Genomic DNA, 20,629 nt, shown 5'->3' with positions numbered 1-20,629 from the left:
TTGGTGATTGAATGGACGATAAAAAAGTAAATGATAGGTTTGTTATTATTAGAAATCTAATATTAGTAGTTTTTGCAGTTATACTGATAAAATTAGTATATATGGCTGTATTTAAATATGATTATTATATTGAGCAAGCTGAGAATAAGACGTATAAAGAAATTCCTATAAAAGCTGCTAGAGGTGATATAAAAGATAGGTATGGTAGGGTTTTAGCTACAACGAAAAATCAATTTACAGTTCAAGTTTCTGCAGATGGAATAAGTAAAACAGATTCAAAAAAGAATAGTAAATCTAATGAGATATCCTTAAAGTTAATAAACTTATTAGAATCAAATGGAGAAAGTTATACAGACGATTTCCCTATATATATAGAAAATGGTAAATATTATTATACATATGATAAAGAAATAAGAGAATATAAAGATTCTAAAGGAATTCCTCAAGATTTAAATGCAAAAGAGAGTTTTTATTATTTAGTAGATAAATTAATAGATGAGGGTGTTTTATCTAATGAAGATAAAAGGCTAGAAGCGTCAAAATTACAAGCTAAATTAAACAAAAATGGAGAGTATCCACCAATTTTAGTAAGTAAATGGATGTTTACAGCAGAGAAAAATAAAAATGACTGGTTAGCATCATTTAAGATAACTGATTCAAATATAAGTGCAAAAGAAGCTTTTAATAAAATTAAAGATTATTATAGTGATGATACAACTCTACCTTTAAATAAAAATATGAGTGATGAAGATGCTAGAAAAGTTCTTGTTGTTAGAAATTTATTAAAATCACAAGGATATTCTAGATATAATCCAGTTACTATAGCACAAGGTGTAAGTGAATCGACTATATCTCAAATTGAGGAGAAGCTTATGGAAATGCCTGGAGTATCTGTAAATAGTCAGCCTGTAAGATACTACCCAAGTGGAACCCTTGCATCTCATATACTGGGTTATATAGGGAAAATACCGTCTACGAGTGAGTCTACATATTTAGAAAATGGATACTCAAAAAGTGATTTAGTAGGGCTTTCAGGCATAGAAAAAAGTTATGAAGATCAATTAAGAGGAACTGATGGATATAAAAAAGTTCAAGTTGATGCTTTAGGTAAGATAACTAAGGAAATAGAGGTATCAGAACCTGAATCAGGAGATACTGTTTATTTAAGTATAGATAAAGATTTACAAGAAGTTGCTCAAGATTCCTTAACTAGAACATTAGAGTTTGCTAGAAAGGGAGGTACATTTGAGAGTATATATGGAAATAAATCGGGTGGTGGAACAGCACCTAATGCACAATCTGGAGCTGTTATTGCTATAGATGTTAAGACTGGAGATGTATTAGCGTCAGTTAGTTATCCATCATATGATCCAAATATGTTTACTAAGGGTAGTGTATCTTATGATGAATATCAAACGTTACTACCTGAAAATAGCAATGACTCTTTAGCTCCTAGTAAACTATTAAACTTAGTTACACAAGGGGTATTCCAACCTGGATCCACATTTAAAATGATAACTGGTATGGCAGCACTTGAAAATGGTTTAAATCCTAATTATACTATAAATGACCCTGGGTATATAAAGCTTGGAAATAGATATTTTGCTGACTATGTATGGCATAAATCTAAAAGTAATCATGGGGCTACAAATTTATATAAGGCGATACAAGAATCATGTAATATTTACTTCTATACAATAGGTAGTGGTAAAAACTGGAGTGGTGGGTCTGACCCAAATGTAGATATGGGACCAGAAAAAATATTAGAATATGCTAACTTATTTGGACTAAGTGAAAAGACAGGATTAATAGATGAAATAGAAGAAAGAAACGGTACAGTTCCTACAACTGAACAAAAGCTTGAATCTACTAAGACATTATTAAAATCTTATTTAAATAAAAATATGGCTAATGATTTTACTGATATAACAAAGGAAAAAAATCCAGATGAATTTGAAAGTAGAATTGATGAAATTGTAAGTTGGGCAGATGAAGAAAAGACTCCTGGAAGAGTTGAAGCTATAAATAGATTATTAGAATTAAAAGTAAAAGAAGATAGAGCAGAGGACTTAGCTGACCACATAGTTTTTGATTATCTAAATCAAGCTAAATGGACAACAGCGGACACATTTAACCTTGCGATAGGTCAAGGTGAGAATGCATATACTCCAGCTCAAATGGCTAGATATGTAGCAGCTATAGCAAACGGAGGAAATTTATTAGAATTATCTGTAGTTAAAAAGACAATATCTAGTGATTATAAAGATGTAGTTGAAGACACAAATGAATCAACAAAAATAAATTTCAAAAACAGTGATAATCTAAAAGATTTAGTTCAAGGTATGAAGCAAATGACAACTTTGAGTAGTGCAAGAACTACATTTGCAGGTTTAGATGTAGAAGTAGCGGCTAAAACTGGTACAGCTGAAAAAAGTGGTAAAATTCCAACTGCTAATGAATATGAATATTTATTAAGTCATATGGGATCTTATGGTGTTTCAGAAACAGAAGCGGTAGCTCTTGCTAATAAACTAATGGAAGAAAGAGAAGCAGAGCTTACAGCAGAGAGAATAGAAGAAATAAATGAGCAGTTAAAAGATAAAGAGTTAGATGAAGATGAAAGAAAATCACTAGAAGATGAACTAGCTGAAGGTGTAAATGAGAAGTTAGAAGATTCAGATAAAGTAAAATCGGCTTACTTAAGAAAAGCTATAAAAGAACTAAATCCTAAAATAAGTGATGATACTATAGATCAATTTAAATCAGATTATGGTGCTTTTGCATGGACTGTAGCATTTGCTCCTGCTGATAATCCTGAAATAGCTGTAGTATCTATGATACCTCAAGGTAATGAAAGTTCATATGCATTATTACCTGTAAGAGAGGTAATAGGTGCTTATATGGGATTAAATAACAAAAAGAATACAACTGCTGGTGAAAAAACAAGTAATACTGAAGATAATAGTGTTGTTAATGGCGAAGAAGATATAAATTTTGGATCACAAATCAAAAATTAAAAGGATTTAATGGAGTTTGTGAAGAATATAGATAAAGATGATATCACTCTGGAGGTTGTTATGTCTTTGAGAAAATTTACTCCGAAAGAATTAGTTGAATTCAAAGGAAATAAAAGAGGGATAATTTTAAATATTAAGAAAGTAGTTTCTTTTGATGAATTAAGAAATGGTATAATAGATAGGCTTGAAACCTCAGTAGGTTTTTTTAATGGAGCAAAAATTTGTGCCATTAATTGTGATTACTTAAGTGATATTCAAATACTAGAGCTCAAGCATGATATTGTTTCTAGATTTGATATTGAATTTATAGAAGAAGCTGATGAAGTTAAAAACAACAGTTTCGAGACTAAATATGTAAATAACTTAAGATCTGGTGAAAATGTTGATTTTGATGGCGATGTAGTTGTAATGAGAGATATGAAGCCAGGCTCACAAATTAATTCAAAAGGAAATACGGTTGTCATGGGGGACATAAGTTCTGGAGCTAGGGTTGTTTCTGGCGGCAATGTTATTGTGATGGGAAGTGTTACTGGATTTGTACATGCAGGAGCATTTGGAAATGAAAATGCTTATGTGGTGGCAAATCATTTGAATCCTAAAGTACTTCAAATTGCTAATAATATGGCAGAGGCGCCGGATGATGAAGTTTATGAAAAAAAGAAAAAAATTAGCCCGGAAATTGCCTTTGTAAGTAAAGGTAGGATAATAATTGAAGATTATTTATCCAAAACATTAAAATAATGATGAAATCCATAGGGGGTAATATTATGAGCGAAGTTATAGTTATAACATCTGGTAAAGGTGGAGTTGGAAAAACTACTACTGCCGCAAACTTAGGAACTGCTCTAAGTTTAGAAAATAAAAAGACTGTTGTAGTTGATGCAGATATTGGACTTAGAAATTTAGATGTAGTTATGGGTCTTGAAAATAGAATAGTATATGATATAGTTGATGTTGTTGAAGGGACTTGTAGATTAAAGCAAGCATTAATAAAAGATAAAAGATTTGATAATCTTTATCTTTTACCAGCAGCTCAAACTAGAGATAAAAATGCTGTATCTGTTGAACAGATGTCAGAGTTATGTGAAAAGTTAAAAGAATCATTTGACTTTATTTTAATAGATTGTCCAGCAGGTATTGAACAAGGATTTAAAAATGCTGTAGCGGGAGCTACAAGAGCTATAGTAGTTACAAATCCAGAAGTGTCAGCAGTAAGAGATGCAGATAGAATCATAGGTCTATTAGAGTCTAATGAGATAAAAGATATAAGATTAATTATAAATAGAATAAGACATGATATGGTTAGACGTGGAGATATGATGGATAAGCAAGATATATTAGAAATACTTGCTATAGATTTATTAGGATTAGTTCCTGATGACGAAAGTATAATTGTTTCAACTAATAAGGGTGAACCAGCTATACTTGATCAAAAATCTCTTGCTGGTCAAGCATATAAGAATATAACTAGAAGGATATTAGGAGAAGATGTTCCCTTACTAGAAATAGAGAATGATAATAAGTTTTTCAATAAAATAAAGAGAATGTTTGGTATGGCTAAATAGAAAGGTAGGGATAATCCGTGTTAGATATATTTAAAGTTTTTTCGAATGAATCTAAATCGAGCAAATCGGTTGCCAAAGAAAGACTAAAATTAGTTTTGGTACATGATAGAGTGGATTGTTCTCCTCAACTTTTAGATATGATAAAAGATGATATTTTAAAAGTTATAGCAAACTATGCAGATATAGAAGAAAATGGTCTAGAAATAAAAATGTCTAAATCAAGAGGGGAAAATGATGATATACCGGTATCTGCATTAGTGGCTAATATACCATTAAAAAATATAAAAGATAGAAGGATGTAATCTAAGATAATATAATATAAGGGGGGTATTGTACTGATACATACCCCTTATTTACTTATATGTAAAAGTTTAGAAAGACGGTGATAGATTGGGCACATATAAAAATACACTTAAATTAATAAAAGAATTGGACTGGAAGTTAATTTTTACTGTTTTAGCTATATTTACTTTTGGTATAATTATACTTAGTAGTGCAACCCATGTAAATGAAACAGGTAATTATAGTCAACTATATAAACAAGGCCTAGCCTTTGTACTAGGATGCATAATGATAGTTGGGATATTACTATTTGATTATAATTTATTGGGTAAATACTATAAAGGTCTTTATTTAATTAGCTTATTACTATTAGTAGTGGTACTAGTACCAGGTTTGGGTCAAGAAAGAGGTGGAGCTGTATCGTGGCTTAAGTTGGGTCCTCTAGATTTTCAAACATCGGAACTTGTAAAGCTTACATTCATACTTAGTTATGCGAAAATAGTTGAATCTAAGAAGGGTAAATTAAACACATTAAAAGAGATAATTCCATTAATTATCTATGCATTTCCTTTTATAGGTCTTTTATTTGCTCAACCAGACTTAGGTACAGCAATCGTATTTTGTTGTATAATTGCTGGTATGCTTTTTACGGCTGGGCTAAATATAAAATTAATAAAAAGAACTATAATAATAGGTTTAGTATCATTACCGATTATGTATATGATGATGGCTAGTCATCAAAAGGATAGAATAGAAGCATTTCTTCATCCAGATGATCCAAGTTATAAGGGTAATTATCAAGTTATACAATCATTAATAGCTATAGGGTCAGGTGGATTTACTGGGAAAGGATTATACCAAGGTAGTCAAAGTCAAAATGATTTCCTACCAGTTCAAGATAGTGACTTTATATTTGCAGTTATAGGAGAAGAATTGGGTGTATGGGGAATGTCTTTAGTTATAGTTATGTACACTATTTTCTTGCTAAGAATGTTAGTAATAGCTAGGCAGGCAAAAGACTTCTATGGTACATTGATAGTTATAGGTGTAATGAGCATGTTTGCATACCAGATAATACAAAATATAGGCATGACAGTAGCGTTAATTCCTGTAACGGGAGTAACATTACCATTTATAAGTTATGGGGGAAGTTCTTTACTTACATCCCTTGCAAACTTAGGTTTAGTATTAAATGTATGTATGAGAAAGAAGAAGATAAACTTTTAGCATAAAGGAGTAGGGGAAAATGATGAATATAGCATTAGTAGCTCATGATGAAATGAAAAATACTATGATAGGGTTTTGTATAGCATATGAAAATATCTTAAAAAAATATGGACTATATGCAACTGGAACAACTGGGAAAAAAATAATGGATGAAACAGAATTAACTATAACAAGACTTGCTTCGGGTCCATTAGGTGGAGATCAACAAATTGGATCTTTAATTGTTACTCAAGATATAGACTTAGTAATCTTTTTAAGAGATCCTCTTACTTCTCAAGCTCATGAACCGGATATACAAGCATTAGTTAGATTATGTGATGTTTATAATGTTCCTGTGGCTACAAATTTAGCTTCTGCAGAGATATTTATAAAAGCTCTTGATAGAGGCGAATTATCATGGAGAGAAGTTAGAAAAACTACTAGCCAAAGAGTGTAAATAGATTAAAGAATAAAAAAATAAGATATCTGTTGATATCTTATTTTTTTATATTACTTTACTAATTTCGCAAATTCTTTACCAAACTCTATACATTCACATAAAGTATCTTCACTTGGGAAGAATTTCTTTTTAAGTGCTGGAACAGGTACTTTAAATGACATCGCTTTAAGTGTATTTTCTGCCATTGATATACCTTCTCCACTCCATCCGTATGAACCGAATACTCCAGCAATTTTACCTTGGTTAGCCATAGGGTCTATTACAGAGAATAAATCCCACATAGGTTTAACCATAGTTTTGTTTATAGTTGGAGATCCTAAAAGTATTACTTTAGACATTACTACTGCATCGTGCATTTCTTTTAAAGTTAATTGTTCTAAGTCGTATAACTTAACTTGAGCTCCTTCTGAAAGTAGTCCTTCTTCTATTTTCTTAGCCATAGTTAAAGTATTTGTATATGCAGATAAGTAGAACACTGCAACTTGATTTTGATTAGTAAACTCTACAGTTTCAGTAGACCATTCAACATATCTTTTAACAGCTGCCATTGGATCCTTAGTTAACATAGGTCCATGAGAAGTAAGTATTGTATCAAATTCTATTCCTAAATCAACAACTTTATTAACTGCATTTAAAACATGCTTAGAGAATGGTTTAACTATACAGTCAAAGTAGTGTTTAGCTGATTTTAAATAATCTTCACTTTCAACACAGTCTGCATCTACATTTGCAAAGTGACATCCAAATGCATCACAAGTGAATAATGTTTTTGATTCTTCTACGTAAGTAAACATAGTATCAGCCCAGTGTAAGAATGGAGCAACTATGAATCTTAATGTTCTTTTACCTATATTTAAAGTTTCGCCATCTTTTATAACGTGACATTTAAATGGTTTATTTATTTGTTCATCTAAGTATAATTTTGCTGCTTTTGTACAGTATACTTCTATGTTTGGATTTAAATCTAAGATATATTTTAAACTACCAGCATGGTCTGGTTCAGTATGGTGAATTACCACATAGTCTATATCTTTAACATCAGTTATTTCTGATATATTACTTATAAATTCATCTTTAAAATTTGGTTTTACAGTATCAAATAGAACTGTTTTTTCATCTTTTATTATATAAGAATTATAACTTGTACCAAATTCAGTTTCCATTATTATATCGAAAACCTCTAAATCTTTGTCTACAACTCCTGTAAAGTAGATATCTTCTTTTACTTCAAATACTTTACTCATTACACAACCTCCTAGTAAATTAACTAATTATATACATATATGTATATTGTATACCCACTAATATTTAGTTTAAACAAAATATATAAATTAAAGTTTTTGGGAAAAAATACTATATATACTAAAATAGCATTATTTTTTATCATAATCAATATACATAAATCATTCGACAAAAACTAAGTTTTTATATTAATATAATAAAATAAATCACCTAATTTTCAATAGTTTAATTTTGGAAATATCAAATTTTAATGCATTATCTATATTTTATGGTGTATAATAAAAATTATGCTTTTTGAAAGTAATAAATTTATTGGAGGTTTCAATAATAAATGAATAAAGTAGACTTAAGAAGAATTTTAAAAAAGGTTGAAAAACCTGCTAGATATCTTGGAAATGAAGTTAATTCTATACATAAAGATACAACTAATCCAAACTTAATAAGATATGCTCATTGTTTCCCTGATTTGTACGAAGTTGGGATGAGTCACTTAGGAAGTCATATTCTTTACCATGTAATAAATAAAGATGAAGATGTATTTTGTGAAAGAGTATACTCTCCAGCTGTAGATATGGAAAATATAATGAGGGAAAAAAATATACCAATGTTTGCTCTAGAATCAAGAGAGCCTATAACTAATTTTGACTTTGTAACATTTACGCTTCAATATGAGCTTTCATATACAAATATTTTAAATATATTAGATTTAGCAAATATACCGTTACTTAGAGAAGAAAGAAAATTAGACGATCCATTTATACTAGTAGGTGGACCTTGTGCATATAATGTTGAACCATTAGCTGATTTTGTTGATATAGCAATTTTAGGTGAAGGTGAAGAAGTTAACTTAGAAGTTATAAATGCTTATAAGGAATGGAAGAAAAATAAAACAACTAGAGAAGACTTCTTATTAAAAATAGCTCAAATAGAAGGTGTATATATACCAAGCCTCTATGATGTTACATACAATGAAGATGGAACAGTTAAAGAAGTAGTACCTAATAAAGATGGTGTTCCAAGTAAAGTTAAAAAAAGAATAATAAGAGATGTAGAAACTGTAGACTATCCAGATAAACTTATAGTTCCTTATATAGATACCGTTCATAACAGAGTAGTTTTAGAATTATTCAGAGGATGTACAAGAGGATGTAGATTCTGTCAAGCGGGTATGATATACAGACCTATAAGAGAGAAAAGTGTTGATAGATTAAAAGAAATAGTTGCAAATTTAGTGAAAAATACAGGATATGATGAAATATCATTATCTTCATTAAGTACAAGTGATTATAGTCAGTTAAGAGAGTTAACGGATTTCTTAGTTGATGAGTATACTCCACAAAATGTAGGTATATCACTTCCATCATTAAGACTAGATAATTTTTCTATGGAAATAGCAGAAAAAATACAACAAGTAAGAAAATCGGGGCTTACATTTGCACCAGAAGCAGGAACTCAAAGATTAAGAGATGTTATAAACAAAGGTGTAAGTGAAGCAGATTTAAAGAATGCTACTAGAAAAGCATTTGAAATGGGATGGAACAGTGTTAAATTATACTTCATGATAGGTCTTCCAACTGAAACTTATGATGACTTAGATGGTATAGCAGATTTAGCATACGATGTTATAGATACTTACAGAGATGTTAATGGAGGAAAATTAAGAAGAAGTTTCTCAGTAACAGTAAGTACATCAACATTTGTACCAAAACCATTTACTCCATTCCAATGGCATGGACAAGATTATACTGAAGAAGTTGTAGAGAAACAAAGACACTTAGTTAAAAAATTAAAGAATAAAGATATAAAATACAATTATCATGATTCTAAAACAAGTTTAATGGAAGCTGTTGTAGCTAGAGGAGATAGAAGAATAGGTAAAGTAATATTAGATGCATTTAGAGCTGGAGCTAAGTTTGATGGATGGTCAGAATACTTTAATTTAGATACATGGAAAGAAGCTATGGAAAAGAATAATCTTGATATAGCATTCTATGCTAATAGAGAAAGACAATATGAAGAAGTATTCCCATGGGATCATATAGATGTAGGTGTTACTAAGAAATTCTTAATAAGAGAAAATGAAAAAGCAAGAGAAGATAAAGTATCTCCAGACTGTAGACATCAATGTCATGGATGTGGAATAAATGCAAATGACATTACAAGGGGGTTATGTTAATTATGAGCAAAATAATAAGAGTAAAATTTAAAAAAGAAGGAGATATGATATACATATCACATCTTGATTTACAAAAACTTTTACAAAGAGCTTTTAGAAGAGCGGATATAGAATTATCTTATTCTCAAGGATATAATCCTCATCCAAAGATGAGTTATGGAAATGCATTAGCTTTAGGAACTGAAAGTTATGGTGAATATGTAGATATAGAAATAGAAGAGGAAATAGGTGTTGAAGAATTCTTAACTAGAATAAATGAAGAATTACCACAAGGTATAGAATTTGTTAAAGCAGAAGAAATTGATCCTAAGACTCCTTCATTAGCATCAACAATTGAATATGGAGAGTACTTATTCAATATAGAATTAGAAAATTCTATAAGCAAGGAATTCGTAAAATCTAGAATAACTGATTTTATGAATAAAGAAGAAATAATGATAAGTAAGAAAAATAAAAAAGGTAAAATAGTAGAGTCAAATATAAGACCTATGATAAAATTCTTTGATATTTTAAGTTTAGAAGATAATAATTTAACTTTAATAGGAACTATAGCTACAGGTTCTAAAGCTAATCTAAATACTAATATATTTATACCAAAAGTATTAGAAATGTTAGACATAGAGATGGACCCATTAGATGTAGATATATTAAGAAGAGATTTATATGTAGTAGAAGATGGACAATTAGTTTCTCCTATGTAATTCATAATAAGATGAGTGTACTTTTATAGTGCGCTCATTTTTATTTTTACAAATTTTATGATGAAAATTTTTGTAAAAATAAAAATGCTTATTAACTTATCTATAAAACTATAAATTAGTTTATACTATAATAAGATTGATGCTGAAGTAAAACATGAAAGGAATTTTAAATGAAAAATATAGTTATAGAATCGTTAGTTTTATCACAAAAAACTGCAATACTTGAAGATGATAAGCTAGTTGAATTGCTTATAGAAGATAATACAAATGAAAAAATTGTATCTAATATATATAGAGGTGTAGTAAAAAATGTAAAGCCAGGAATTGAGGCGGGATTTGTGGATATAGGACTTGATAAATTAGCTTATTTACCTTTAGGTAAAAATAAAGATATTAAATCAGGTCAAGATATAATGGTACAAGTTAATAAAGAAGGAATAGGAAGTAAGGGGGCAAAACTTAATTTAGAAATAAGTATAGCAGGAAGATACTTAGTTTATATACCATCTAATGATAGGTCTACTATGTCTAATAAAATTACAGATGAAAAAGAACGATTTAGATTAAAAAAAATCATAAATGCAATAAATAAAGAGGGGTTAGGAATAATAGTTAGAACTGAAGCTCAAGGATGTACACTAGAGGAATTAAAGTGTGATTTAGAGTATCTTAAGGCAAAGTATGAAGTAATTTGTAAAGAATTTAAATTAGGTATGGGTCCTAAACTTTTATATAAAGATTTAGATTTCGCATCAAAGTATGTAAAAGATAATGTAAATGAGTATACAAATCAAATTGTTGTTAACAATGAAGAAAAGTATAGTGAATTAAAAAATATTTTAAAAGAAATAAATAAAGAATACGTAAATAAGTTAATATTAGAAAAGAATAAAGATGTATTTGACTTATATAAAGTTCAAGGACAAATTGAAAAATCTATAAATAAAAAAGTTTGGTTAAAAAGTGGTGGATACTTAATAATAGATAAAACTGAAGCAATGACAGTTATAGATGTAAACACGGGAAAATATACAGGAAGTATAAAGTTAGAAGAAACTGTATATAAAACTAACTTAGAAGCAGCAAAAGAGATTGCAAGACAGCTTAAACTTAGAGACATAGGTGGAATAATAATTATAGATTTTATTGACATGCATAAAAAGGAATATAAAAAAGAATTGCTAAAAATATTAAGTGATGAGCTTAAAAAAGATAAAAGAAAGTCTGAAGTGTTGGGATTAACTAGGCTAGGTCTTGTAGAGGTTGCAAGAAGAAGAGAAAAGAGCTCTATAGATACATACTTTTTAGGTGATTGCCCTACTTGTAAAGAGCATTCATACTTAAAATCTATAAATTCAATAATTGATGATATAGAAAAAGAAGTTATGAGAATATCTGAACATACATCATATAAAAGTATATCCATAGAATTAAATAATGAAGTATATAAAGAAATAAATCAAAAATGGAAAAATATTTTAAACACAATTAGTAAAAAATATGATATTATTATTAAGTCGACAGGACGTGACAGTATAAGTTACGAAAAAATAAATATTATTTTTAATACTTAGTTGACAAATGTAAAAAAACATAGTATTATTAATAAATGTAATGCCGCACAAAAAAGGTCTTAAAATTTCTTTTAGAAATTACCTTTATGGCGAGTTTTGGACCGAGGAGGTGTATTTAATGTACGCTATAGTAAAAACAGGTGGAAAGCAATATAAAGTTGCTGAAGGTGATGTATTATTCGTTGAAAAGTTAGAAGCTAATGCTGGTGATGTTGTAACTTTAAACGAAGTTTTAGCTTGCACTAAGAACGGAGAGTTAGTTGTTGGTTCTCCAGTTGTTGAAGGTGCTTCTGTTCAAGCAAAAGTTGTTGAACAAGGTAAAGCTAAGAAGGTTGTAGTTTTCAAGTATAAAGCTAAGAAAGACTACAGAAGAAAACAAGGACATCGTCAACCATACACTAAGATAGTTATAGAAAAAATAAACGCTTAGTATTTAGGTTGAATAATGATAAAAGTTAATTATTATTATAATGATGATTTCTTACTTCAAGGTTTTTGTTTAAAGGGACATGCTGATTATGCTGAAATAGGTTATGATATAGTTTGTTCTGCAGTTACATCTAATGCAGTTGCAGTTATAAACTCTTTAGACAAATTACAAAAAGTTGAATTTGAAAAAATAGAAGCTAAAGAAGGACATATAGAATGTATTGTTAAAGATAATTCTTTAGGGAAATCTCAGCTATTATTAAATCATTTTCAATTGGCTATTCAAGAAATTAAAAGGGAATACCCAAAAAATATAAAAATCTTAAAAAAGTAGGGGGTGACTCCAATATGTTAAACATGAACTTACAATTACTTGCATCTAAGAAAGGGGTAGGGTCTTCTAAAAACGGTAGAGATTCTATATCTAAAAGATTAGGTGTTAAGAGATATGACGGACAAGTAGTTACTGCTGGTAGTATAATAGTAAGACAAAGAGGAACTAAGATACATCCAGGTACTAATGTAGGTAAAGGTGGAGATGACACTTTATTCGCATTAATAGACGGTACTGTTAAGTTCGAAAGAAAAGACAAGAAAAGAAAAAAAGTAAGCGTATATCCAGTATCTATTGCTGAATAATATATATGAGAAAAGGAGTGTTCTTACACTCCTTTTTGTTGTAAATAGATGATTTCCTCAAATTATATATATATATATATAATATTTATAGTTTGGAGAAAATAAAAAAAAGTCTTAATCAAGTAGGTGATTAATTTGTTTATAGATAAAGCAAGAATTTTTGTTAAAGCTGGTAACGGTGGAAATGGATCGGTTGCATTTAGAAAAGAAAAATATGTTCCAGCTGGTGGACCAGATGGAGGAGACGGAGGAAGAGGTGCTAGTATAGTATTTGAGGTAGATTTAGGTCTTAGAACTTTGATGGATTTCAAATATCAAAGAAAGTACCTTGCTGAATCTGGTGGAGATGGAAGTAAAAAGAAAAAAGCAGGTAAAAATGGAGAAGATTTAATTCTTAAAGTTCCACCTGGTACAATAATAAGAGATGAAGCTACAGGACTTATAATAGCAGATTTAAAAGAAGAAGGCGATAGAGCTGTAGTTGCAAAAGGTGGTAGAGGTGGAAAAGGAAATCAACACTTTGCCAATGCAGTAAGACAAGCTCCAGCTTTTGCAAAATCTGGTACAGATGGAGAAGAAAGATGGGTAATTCTAGAGCTTAAAATGATAGCAGATGTAGGATTACTAGGATTCCCTAATGTTGGTAAATCTACATTCTTATCAGTTGTGACTAAAGCAAAACCAAAGATAGCTAACTATCATTTTACAACGTTAACTCCAAACTTAGGTGTGGTTCAAACTAAATTTGGTGATAGCTTTGTATTGGCTGATATACCAGGGCTTATAGAAGGTGCTGCAGAAGGTGTTGGTCTTGGACATGATTTCTTAAGACACGTAGAAAGAACTAAGGTATTGATACATATCGTTGACATAACTGGACACGAAGGTAGAAATGCATTAGAAGATTTTGATAAGATAAATGAAGAATTATCACTATATAATGAAAAACTTTCTCATAGACCACAAGTAGTTGTTGCTAATAAAATGGATATTTTAGAAGATGAAAGTGTATATGAAGAATTTAAAGAAGAACTTGAGGGTAGAGGATATAAAGTATTTAAAATGTCTGCAGCTACTCGTCAAGGAATAGATGATGTTATAGCTTATGTATCTCAATTATTAAAAGAAGTTGAAGATGTAGAGTTAGTAACAGAAGAAGAAATGTATAGACCAGAATTAGATCAATCTAATGAAGATGAAGGATTAACTGTTGAAATAGAAGATGGAATATATGTTGTTAAAGGTAAATCTTTAAGAAGAATAATGTATTCTGTTAACTTTGAAGATATGGAATCAATTCAATATTTCCAAAAAGCTATGGAGTCAGAAGGTGTCTTTGATAAGCTTAGAGAGATGGGTATTGAAGATGGAGATACAGTTAAGATTTATGAAATTGAATTTGAATTCTACAACTAGGATAAATAAAGAGGTGACATTATGTTAAAAGGAAAGCAAAGAGCTTATTTAAGATCAATAGCTAATACTTTAAAGCCTATAACTCAAATAGGTAAAGAAGGTGTAACAGAAAGTTTCTTAGATCAATTAGATGCTATGTTAGATAGTAGAGAAATAGTAAAAGTTACTATACTTGAAACTGCAGGTCTTGATGCTAAAGAAACTGCTAATGCAATATGTAATGCATTAAGAGCAGAGTTCGTACAAGCTATAGGTTTTAAATTTACTATATATAGAAGAAACAATGAAGAACCAAAGATACTTTTCCCAGGACAAGAGCAAGCCAAGGCAAAAGTTAAAGATAATACAGTAACTAAAAAAGGAAAAATAACTAAAAGAGCTGCAAGAAGATAGTTATAAAGTTACTTTTACTAATTATAATAAGTATTAAAAAATTCTAGTCATTCAATGAATTTTATTGTAAATGACTAGAATTTTTTTATATTAAGATACTACTATTTGGGTATATTGATATATAGAATTAAAAATAAATATAAAAATAGATTTTTATACTTTAAAATGTTAATATAATATCTAAGAGGTTAATTTATTTACAGTATAAGGCAAAATATAATATTTGAGGAGGACATAATATGAGAGTTGTTATAATTGGTGCGGTTGCAGCTGGTATGTCTGCAGCAGCTAAATTAAAGAGAATGAAACCTGATTATGAGGTTGTTGTATATGAAAAAACTGATGTAGTATCATTTGGAGCTTGTGGATTACCGTATTTTGTTGGAGGATTCTTTGATGATGCTAATAATATGATAGCTAGAAGCCCAGAAAAGTTTAGAGAATCTGGAATAGATTTAAATATATTTAAAGAAGTTACAGCAGTTGATACTGATAATAAGAAATTAAAGGTTTTAGATGTTAAGACTGGTGAAACTTTTGAAGATTCTTATGATAAATTAATGATAGCAACAGGAGCGAGTAGTATAATACCTCCTATAAAAAATGTTAATCTTGAGAATGTTTCAACATTAAAAACTATGGAAGATGGTATAAAAGTTAAAGAAATACTAAATAAAGAAGATGTTAAAAATGTAGTTATAATAGGTGCAGGATTTATAGGATTGGAGGCCGTTGAAGCTGCTAAGAAATTAGGTAAAAATGTAACTGTTATACAAGCTGCTGATAGAGTTTTAAATGCAGTATTTGATAAAGAAATAACAGATGTGTTAGAAGATGAAATTAAGTCTCATGGAGTTAATTTACGCTTAGAAGAATTAGCTTCTGAATTTATAGGAGAAACTAAAGTAGAAAAAGTTATAACTAATAAAGGTGGAATAGATGCTGATTTAGTTATAATAGCTACAGGTGTTAGACCAAATACTACATTCTTAAAAGATACTAAAATAGAAATGTTAGGAAATGGAGCTATAATAGTTGATGAGTATGGTAAAACTTCTGTAGAAGATGTTTACTCAGCAGGAGACTGTGCAACTATAAAAAATATAGTTACAAATGAAGATATGTTTGTTCCTCTAGCAACAGGAGCAAATAAGTTAGGTAGAATAGTTGGAGAAAATTTAGCTGGAGCTAATAATGCTTTCCAAGGTTCATTGGCATCAAGTTGTATAAAAGTTATGAATATGGAAGCAGCATCAACTGGATTAACAGAAGAAAAAGCTAAAAGTTTAGGATTAAATTATAAAGCTAAATTTATAAGTGATTTTAATCAGACTAACTACTATCCAGGTAGAGATAAAATATATGTAAAGCTTGTTTATAATGCAGATACTAAGGTGATTTTAGGTGGACAAGTTGCAGGATTTAAGGATTCAGTTCAAAGAGCAAATGTATTAGCGACAGCGATATTTGGTAAGATGACTACAAATCAATTAGGTATGTTAGATTTATGCTATGCACCACCATTTGCAAGAACTTGGGATGTATTAAATGTTGCAGGTAATGTTAGCAAATAATTAAATAAAATATTAGATTAGAATAGTGAATAATTTATATTATTGTTTACTATTCTATTTTTTGGCTTAAAAATTCATATACATACATAAAATCTAATAGAAAATGTAGAAAAATGACGAATAATATTGACAAATGTGAACATTTAATATAAAATTTAAAATCTAGTTCGTAAAACGATAACACGATATAAATAATATAAGACAAGTTATACGGAGGAATTATGTTAGAAAGATTATTTAAATTAAAAGAGCATAAAACAGATGTAAAAACTGAGGTAGCAGCAGGTATTACTACGTTTATGACTATGGCATATATATTAATAGTTCAGCCAACATTTATGTCAGCTGCCGGTATGGATATAGGAGCAGTGACTGTAGTTACAGCTTTATTAGCAGCAATATTTTCTATATTTATGGGATTATATACAAATTTACCATTTGTATTAGCTCCAGCAATGGGAAGTAATGCATTTTTTGCATATACTTTGGTAGCAGGTGGAGTTGTATCATGGCAAACTGCTCTTGGTATGGTATTTATTTCAGGAGTAATGTTCTTATTATTAACATTACTAGGATTAAGAGAAATTATAGTAGCATTAATTCCTAAAAATGTTAAACATGCAATAGGAATAGCTGTAGGATTTTATATAGTATCATTAGGATTTTCTAATGGAGGATTAATGGTTATAGATGGATCATCTATATCAATGGGAGATATGACTAATCCAGCGGTTATTTTAACTATTATAGGGTTAGTAATATTAATATTTTTAAATTTAAGAAATGTAAAAGGATCAGTACTAATAGGTATAATAATAACTACTATAATAGGTATACCAATGGGAATAACATCTATTCCACAAAGTTTAATAACAATGCCACCTTCAATAGAACCTATAGCATTTAAGTTAGATATAATATCAGCTTTTAAATGGAGTTTCTTCCCATTAATGTTTACATTCTTTGTTGGAGATTTCTTCTCAACATTAGGAACTTTAATAGGAGTATCAGCAAAAGCAGATTTATTAGATGAAAATGGAGACTTACCTGAAATAAATAAACCATTCTTTGTAGATGCATTAGCAACAACAATAGGTGCATTATTTGGTTCAACAACTATTACCACATTTATTGAATCAGCAGCAGGAGTTGAAGAAGGTGGAAGAACTGGTTTAACAGCACTAACTGCTGGTATATGTTTTGCTTTAACAATATTTATAACACCTATAGCAACGATGATTCCAAATCAAGCAACAGCACCAGCTTTAATAATGATAGGACTTCTTATGATATCGAGTATAAAAGATTTAGAATTAGATGATTTTACAGAATCATTCCCAGCTTTTGCTACAATAATATTTACAACATTTACATCAAGTATACCTAATGGTATAAGTATAGGAATTATATCATATATGCTTACTAAAGTATTAGCAGGAAAGCATAAAGAGTTAAACTGGGGTATATATATACTTTGTGTTCCATTAATTATATACTTTATAATATAAATATATAAATAAAATTTACATAAATAGGTAGAGCTCATAGTATTCTAAATATAGACTCTACCTATTTTTTAATAAATTATATTTAACTGGAAGGAGAAAATTTTTAAAAAAATTTAAATATAATGAGGCCGTAGTAAGACTTCTTAATAAATAAGGAGTATGAAGGCTAACGAACCCTTATTTATCAAGAAGTCATATTAAAAAATTAATAAGAAGATAAATAAATATAGATACATTTGAAAAATTACAACTAGATATAGTAAAAGAATTAATAAAGGTATATTGTGTAAGTTCATTAGGAAAAGAGCTTATAGATAAGTTAATTACAAGTGATAATTTTAATATAGTAAAAAGACGATTAAATGAAAATAAAGAAGCAAGAAAAATATTAGAAAATAGTAATCATATACCACTAGAAGGATGATTTAATATAAATCCTAATTCAATTTATACTCCTAATTTAGAAGTAGGAGATAAAGTTATGTTATTGGATTATAATGATTATGTAATAGTGTATAAAACAATTGATAAATTTAATAATGTAAAAGTTTTATATAAAGAATATTTTATATATGTTAATATAAGAAAAATAAAGTTACACATAAAGGCAAAGGATTTATATCCAGATGGATATGATTTAAATACTTTGTTTATTAGTTATGAAGATAGAAAGTTAGAAAAAGACATAGTTAGAGTTTCTAAGAACGCTCTGAAAAAAATTCAAAAAGAAATTAGAAACAATAAATAGAATTGGAAATACCGCATTACTTAGAAACAAGTTATGCGGCATTTTTTTATTTTTCATCATAAAAGTTAAGGTGTAGCTCAAGTCTATCCTCACCTATAATAGTATTTTCAAAAATAGAAGTTGCATTTTCTTTATAAATATGAGGGTTTTCTAGAGATGGGCTAAAATGAGTTAATAAAAGCTGTCTTACTTTGCCTAAGCGAGCTAAATTAGCAGATTCTCTAAATGTCATATGTTTATTTTTTACAGCTTTAGAGATATCTAAATCATCACCATACATTGCTTCACATACAAATAAGTCGCTATCTTTTATAAATTCAGGTATAGATAATAGTGGTCTAGTATCTGTAATAAAACTTATTTTGATTCCTTTTCTATCATCTCCCAACACCATATCTGGAGTATAAAGTTTATCTTTAAATTTTATATCTTTTCCTTCTTGAAGTTTTTGCCATAAAATTTTAGGTACATTGTTATTTGTTGCTTTTTTCACATCAAACTTAGCTTTTCTTTTGAAATAAAAACTATATCCTAAGCACTCAGTAGAATGATCTAGATCCAGAGTTGATATTTCTAAATCTTTTAAATACTCATTTATTAGAGAGAAACTACCATTAGGATATTCTATAACATTAATATTATAAGGTAAATATTCGACTAAAATTCTAATAGCATTTATGGTTTCTACTATTCCTACAGGACCTACAATTGTTAAATCTTCTGTTCTAGAGCTATTTCCTATAGTAGATAAAAGACCAATAATACCAATAATATGGTCTCCATGTAAATGGGTTATGCATATTAGATCTATATTTTTAAATCCGCAGTTTTTCATTCTCATAGAAACTTGTGTGCCTTCACCGCAGTCGATTAATATCTTTCTTCCTTGATAATTTATAAAAAGAGAAGATAAAGACCTATTAGGCATAGGCATATTTCCTCCACATCCAAGTAAAATTAAATCTATCATAAATTTCTCCTTTTATAGATAATGATTTTAATAGTATCTATAATATATATTATGCGAAAAATTTAGGAAATAAAATCGTAAAAATTTTCAATAAGATATAATATTATAGGAAGTAAGTTTTTAAATAATAGCAGTTATTAGGAGCTAACTTATATAATTTATGAATAAAAATTACTAATTAGATTAATGTAGTATATAACTTAAAAGCTATAAAATTAATAATAACTATATTAATTTTATAGGAGTAATTTATGGAAGATACATTAAGAAAAAGTAAAACACAGTACGGATTAATATCTATTATGTTGTTAAATATATTTGACGGAATAGCAACATTTATCGGTTTAAAATATGAGTTTTATAAAGAGTTAAATAGCTTTTTAAGAATAATGTATGAAATTAATCCATTATTATTTTTATTAATTAAAGTAATTTTACCTACAATTTTAGTTATACTTTTATTAAATAAAATAAATAACGAATTATCTAATATAACTAAATTAGTTATATTTTTTTCTAATATAATTTATGTAGGTATATGTTTATATCACATAGCATTATACTCAATATTTATATTAAACTAAAATAGAGCACTTCTAGGTAAGCTTAGAAGTGCTCTATTTTATTGTTTTGGAGAATATAAAAGTAAATTATTTATTAAAATATAAAACTATAAATGTACTGATACAATTATAAAATGTTTTTAGAATAATACAATACAATTATAAT

General features: G+C 28.7%; 20 protein-coding genes. 18 read left to right on the top strand and 2 right to left on the bottom strand.

What is annotated here, in order from left to right; all coding sequences use genetic code 11:
- The first annotated feature begins 11 nt into the window (after positions 1-11).
- The 6 genes from I2A66_RS11440 (at position 12) to mgsA (ending at position 6,527) form a co-directional block, all read left to right on the top strand.
- On the top strand, positions 12-3,017 hold the full coding sequence (locus I2A66_RS11440) for a penicillin-binding transpeptidase domain-containing protein (protein WP_122640271.1): 3,006 nt from the start codon (positions 12-14) through the stop codon (positions 3,015-3,017).
- A 60-nt stretch (positions 3,018-3,077) separates the two neighbouring features.
- Positions 3,078-3,758 (top strand): septum site-determining protein MinC, encoded by a 681-nt coding sequence (locus I2A66_RS11435; protein ID WP_122640272.1) that lies wholly within the window; start codon positions 3,078-3,080, stop codon positions 3,756-3,758.
- A 26-nt stretch (positions 3,759-3,784) separates the two neighbouring features.
- Positions 3,785-4,582 carry a septum site-determining protein MinD gene (gene minD, locus I2A66_RS11430; RefSeq protein WP_122640273.1) on the top strand — a complete coding sequence of 266 codons (798 nt, stop codon included), beginning with the start codon at positions 3,785-3,787 and terminating at the stop codon, positions 4,580-4,582.
- A gap of 17 nt (positions 4,583-4,599) precedes the next feature.
- Positions 4,600-4,884 (top strand): cell division topological specificity factor MinE, encoded by a 285-nt coding sequence (gene minE / locus I2A66_RS11425; RefSeq protein ID WP_122640274.1) that lies wholly within the window; start codon positions 4,600-4,602, stop codon positions 4,882-4,884.
- An 88-nt stretch (positions 4,885-4,972) separates the two neighbouring features.
- A complete protein-coding gene (gene rodA, locus I2A66_RS11420; RefSeq protein ID WP_122640275.1) occupies positions 4,973-6,091 on the top strand; it encodes a rod shape-determining protein RodA in 1,119 nt (372 codons plus the stop codon).
- Positions 6,092-6,113: 22 nt separating this feature from the next.
- On the top strand, positions 6,114-6,527 hold the full coding sequence (gene mgsA, locus I2A66_RS11415) for a methylglyoxal synthase (protein WP_122640276.1): 414 nt from the start codon (positions 6,114-6,116) through the stop codon (positions 6,525-6,527).
- A gap of 53 nt (positions 6,528-6,580) precedes the next feature.
- On the opposite strand, the gene I2A66_RS11410 is transcribed toward mgsA, so the two are convergent.
- Positions 6,581-7,774, bottom strand: a complete 1,194-nt coding sequence (locus tag I2A66_RS11410; RefSeq protein WP_195251697.1) for an FprA family A-type flavoprotein — start codon at positions 7,772-7,774, stop codon at positions 6,581-6,583.
- A gap of 329 nt (positions 7,775-8,103) precedes the next feature.
- Here I2A66_RS11410 and I2A66_RS11405 point away from each other — a divergent pair, with 329 nt between their 5' ends.
- The 11 genes from I2A66_RS11405 (at position 8,104) to I2A66_RS11355 (ending at position 18,930) form a co-directional block, all read left to right on the top strand.
- Complete coding sequence (locus tag I2A66_RS11405; RefSeq protein WP_195251695.1) at positions 8,104-9,948, top strand: TIGR03960 family B12-binding radical SAM protein; 1,845 nt, start codon at positions 8,104-8,106, stop codon at positions 9,946-9,948.
- A 2-nt stretch (positions 9,949-9,950) separates the two neighbouring features.
- On the top strand, positions 9,951-10,649 hold the full coding sequence (locus I2A66_RS11400; RefSeq protein WP_122640279.1) for a TIGR03936 family radical SAM-associated protein: 699 nt from the start codon (positions 9,951-9,953) through the stop codon (positions 10,647-10,649).
- A gap of 170 nt (positions 10,650-10,819) precedes the next feature.
- Positions 10,820-12,223, top strand: coding sequence for an Rne/Rng family ribonuclease (locus I2A66_RS11395; RefSeq protein WP_195251693.1), 1,404 nt, complete (start codon positions 10,820-10,822; stop codon positions 12,221-12,223).
- A 118-nt stretch (positions 12,224-12,341) separates the two neighbouring features.
- On the top strand, positions 12,342-12,653 hold the full coding sequence (gene rplU / locus I2A66_RS11390) for a 50S ribosomal protein L21 (protein WP_147515727.1): 312 nt from the start codon (positions 12,342-12,344) through the stop codon (positions 12,651-12,653).
- A 15-nt stretch (positions 12,654-12,668) separates the two neighbouring features.
- Positions 12,669-12,986: a ribosomal-processing cysteine protease Prp gene (locus tag I2A66_RS11385; protein ID WP_122640282.1), complete on the top strand. Its 318-nt coding sequence runs from the start codon at positions 12,669-12,671 to the stop codon at positions 12,984-12,986.
- A 14-nt stretch (positions 12,987-13,000) separates the two neighbouring features.
- Positions 13,001-13,291, top strand: a complete 291-nt coding sequence (gene rpmA, locus I2A66_RS11380) for a 50S ribosomal protein L27 (RefSeq protein ID WP_122640283.1) — start codon at positions 13,001-13,003, stop codon at positions 13,289-13,291.
- A 135-nt stretch (positions 13,292-13,426) separates the two neighbouring features.
- A complete protein-coding gene (gene obgE, locus I2A66_RS11375) occupies positions 13,427-14,707 on the top strand; it encodes a GTPase ObgE (protein ID WP_147515728.1) in 1,281 nt (426 codons plus the stop codon).
- A gap of 21 nt (positions 14,708-14,728) precedes the next feature.
- Complete coding sequence (locus I2A66_RS11370; RefSeq protein ID WP_122640285.1) at positions 14,729-15,100, top strand: YhbY family RNA-binding protein; 372 nt, start codon at positions 14,729-14,731, stop codon at positions 15,098-15,100.
- Between the two features lie 239 nt (positions 15,101-15,339).
- Complete coding sequence (locus I2A66_RS11365) at positions 15,340-16,674, top strand: CoA-disulfide reductase (protein WP_195251692.1); 1,335 nt, start codon at positions 15,340-15,342, stop codon at positions 16,672-16,674.
- A gap of 221 nt (positions 16,675-16,895) precedes the next feature.
- Positions 16,896-18,182, top strand: a complete 1,287-nt coding sequence (locus tag I2A66_RS11360; protein ID WP_122640287.1) for an NCS2 family permease — start codon at positions 16,896-16,898, stop codon at positions 18,180-18,182.
- Positions 18,183-18,663: 481 nt separating this feature from the next.
- Complete coding sequence (locus I2A66_RS11355; RefSeq protein WP_122640288.1) at positions 18,664-18,930, top strand: hypothetical protein; 267 nt, start codon at positions 18,664-18,666, stop codon at positions 18,928-18,930.
- A 46-nt stretch (positions 18,931-18,976) separates the two neighbouring features.
- On the opposite strand, the gene I2A66_RS11350 is transcribed toward I2A66_RS11355, so the two are convergent.
- A complete protein-coding gene (locus I2A66_RS11350; RefSeq protein ID WP_122640289.1) occupies positions 18,977-19,900 on the bottom strand; it encodes a ribonuclease Z in 924 nt (307 codons plus the stop codon).
- 251 nt (positions 19,901-20,151) lie between these two features.
- Here I2A66_RS11350 and I2A66_RS11345 point away from each other — a divergent pair, with 251 nt between their 5' ends.
- A complete protein-coding gene (locus I2A66_RS11345) occupies positions 20,152-20,484 on the top strand; it encodes a DUF5658 family protein (RefSeq protein WP_147515731.1) in 333 nt (110 codons plus the stop codon).
- Positions 20,485-20,629: the final 145 nt, after the last annotated feature.

This window comes from Romboutsia sp. 1001713B170207_170306_H8, from assembly GCF_015550495.1.
Classification (GTDB): domain Bacteria; phylum Bacillota; class Clostridia; order Peptostreptococcales; family Peptostreptococcaceae; genus Romboutsia_E.
The sequence above is the reverse complement of the archived record's forward strand: the minus strand, read 5'-3'. Positions and strand labels throughout refer to the sequence as shown.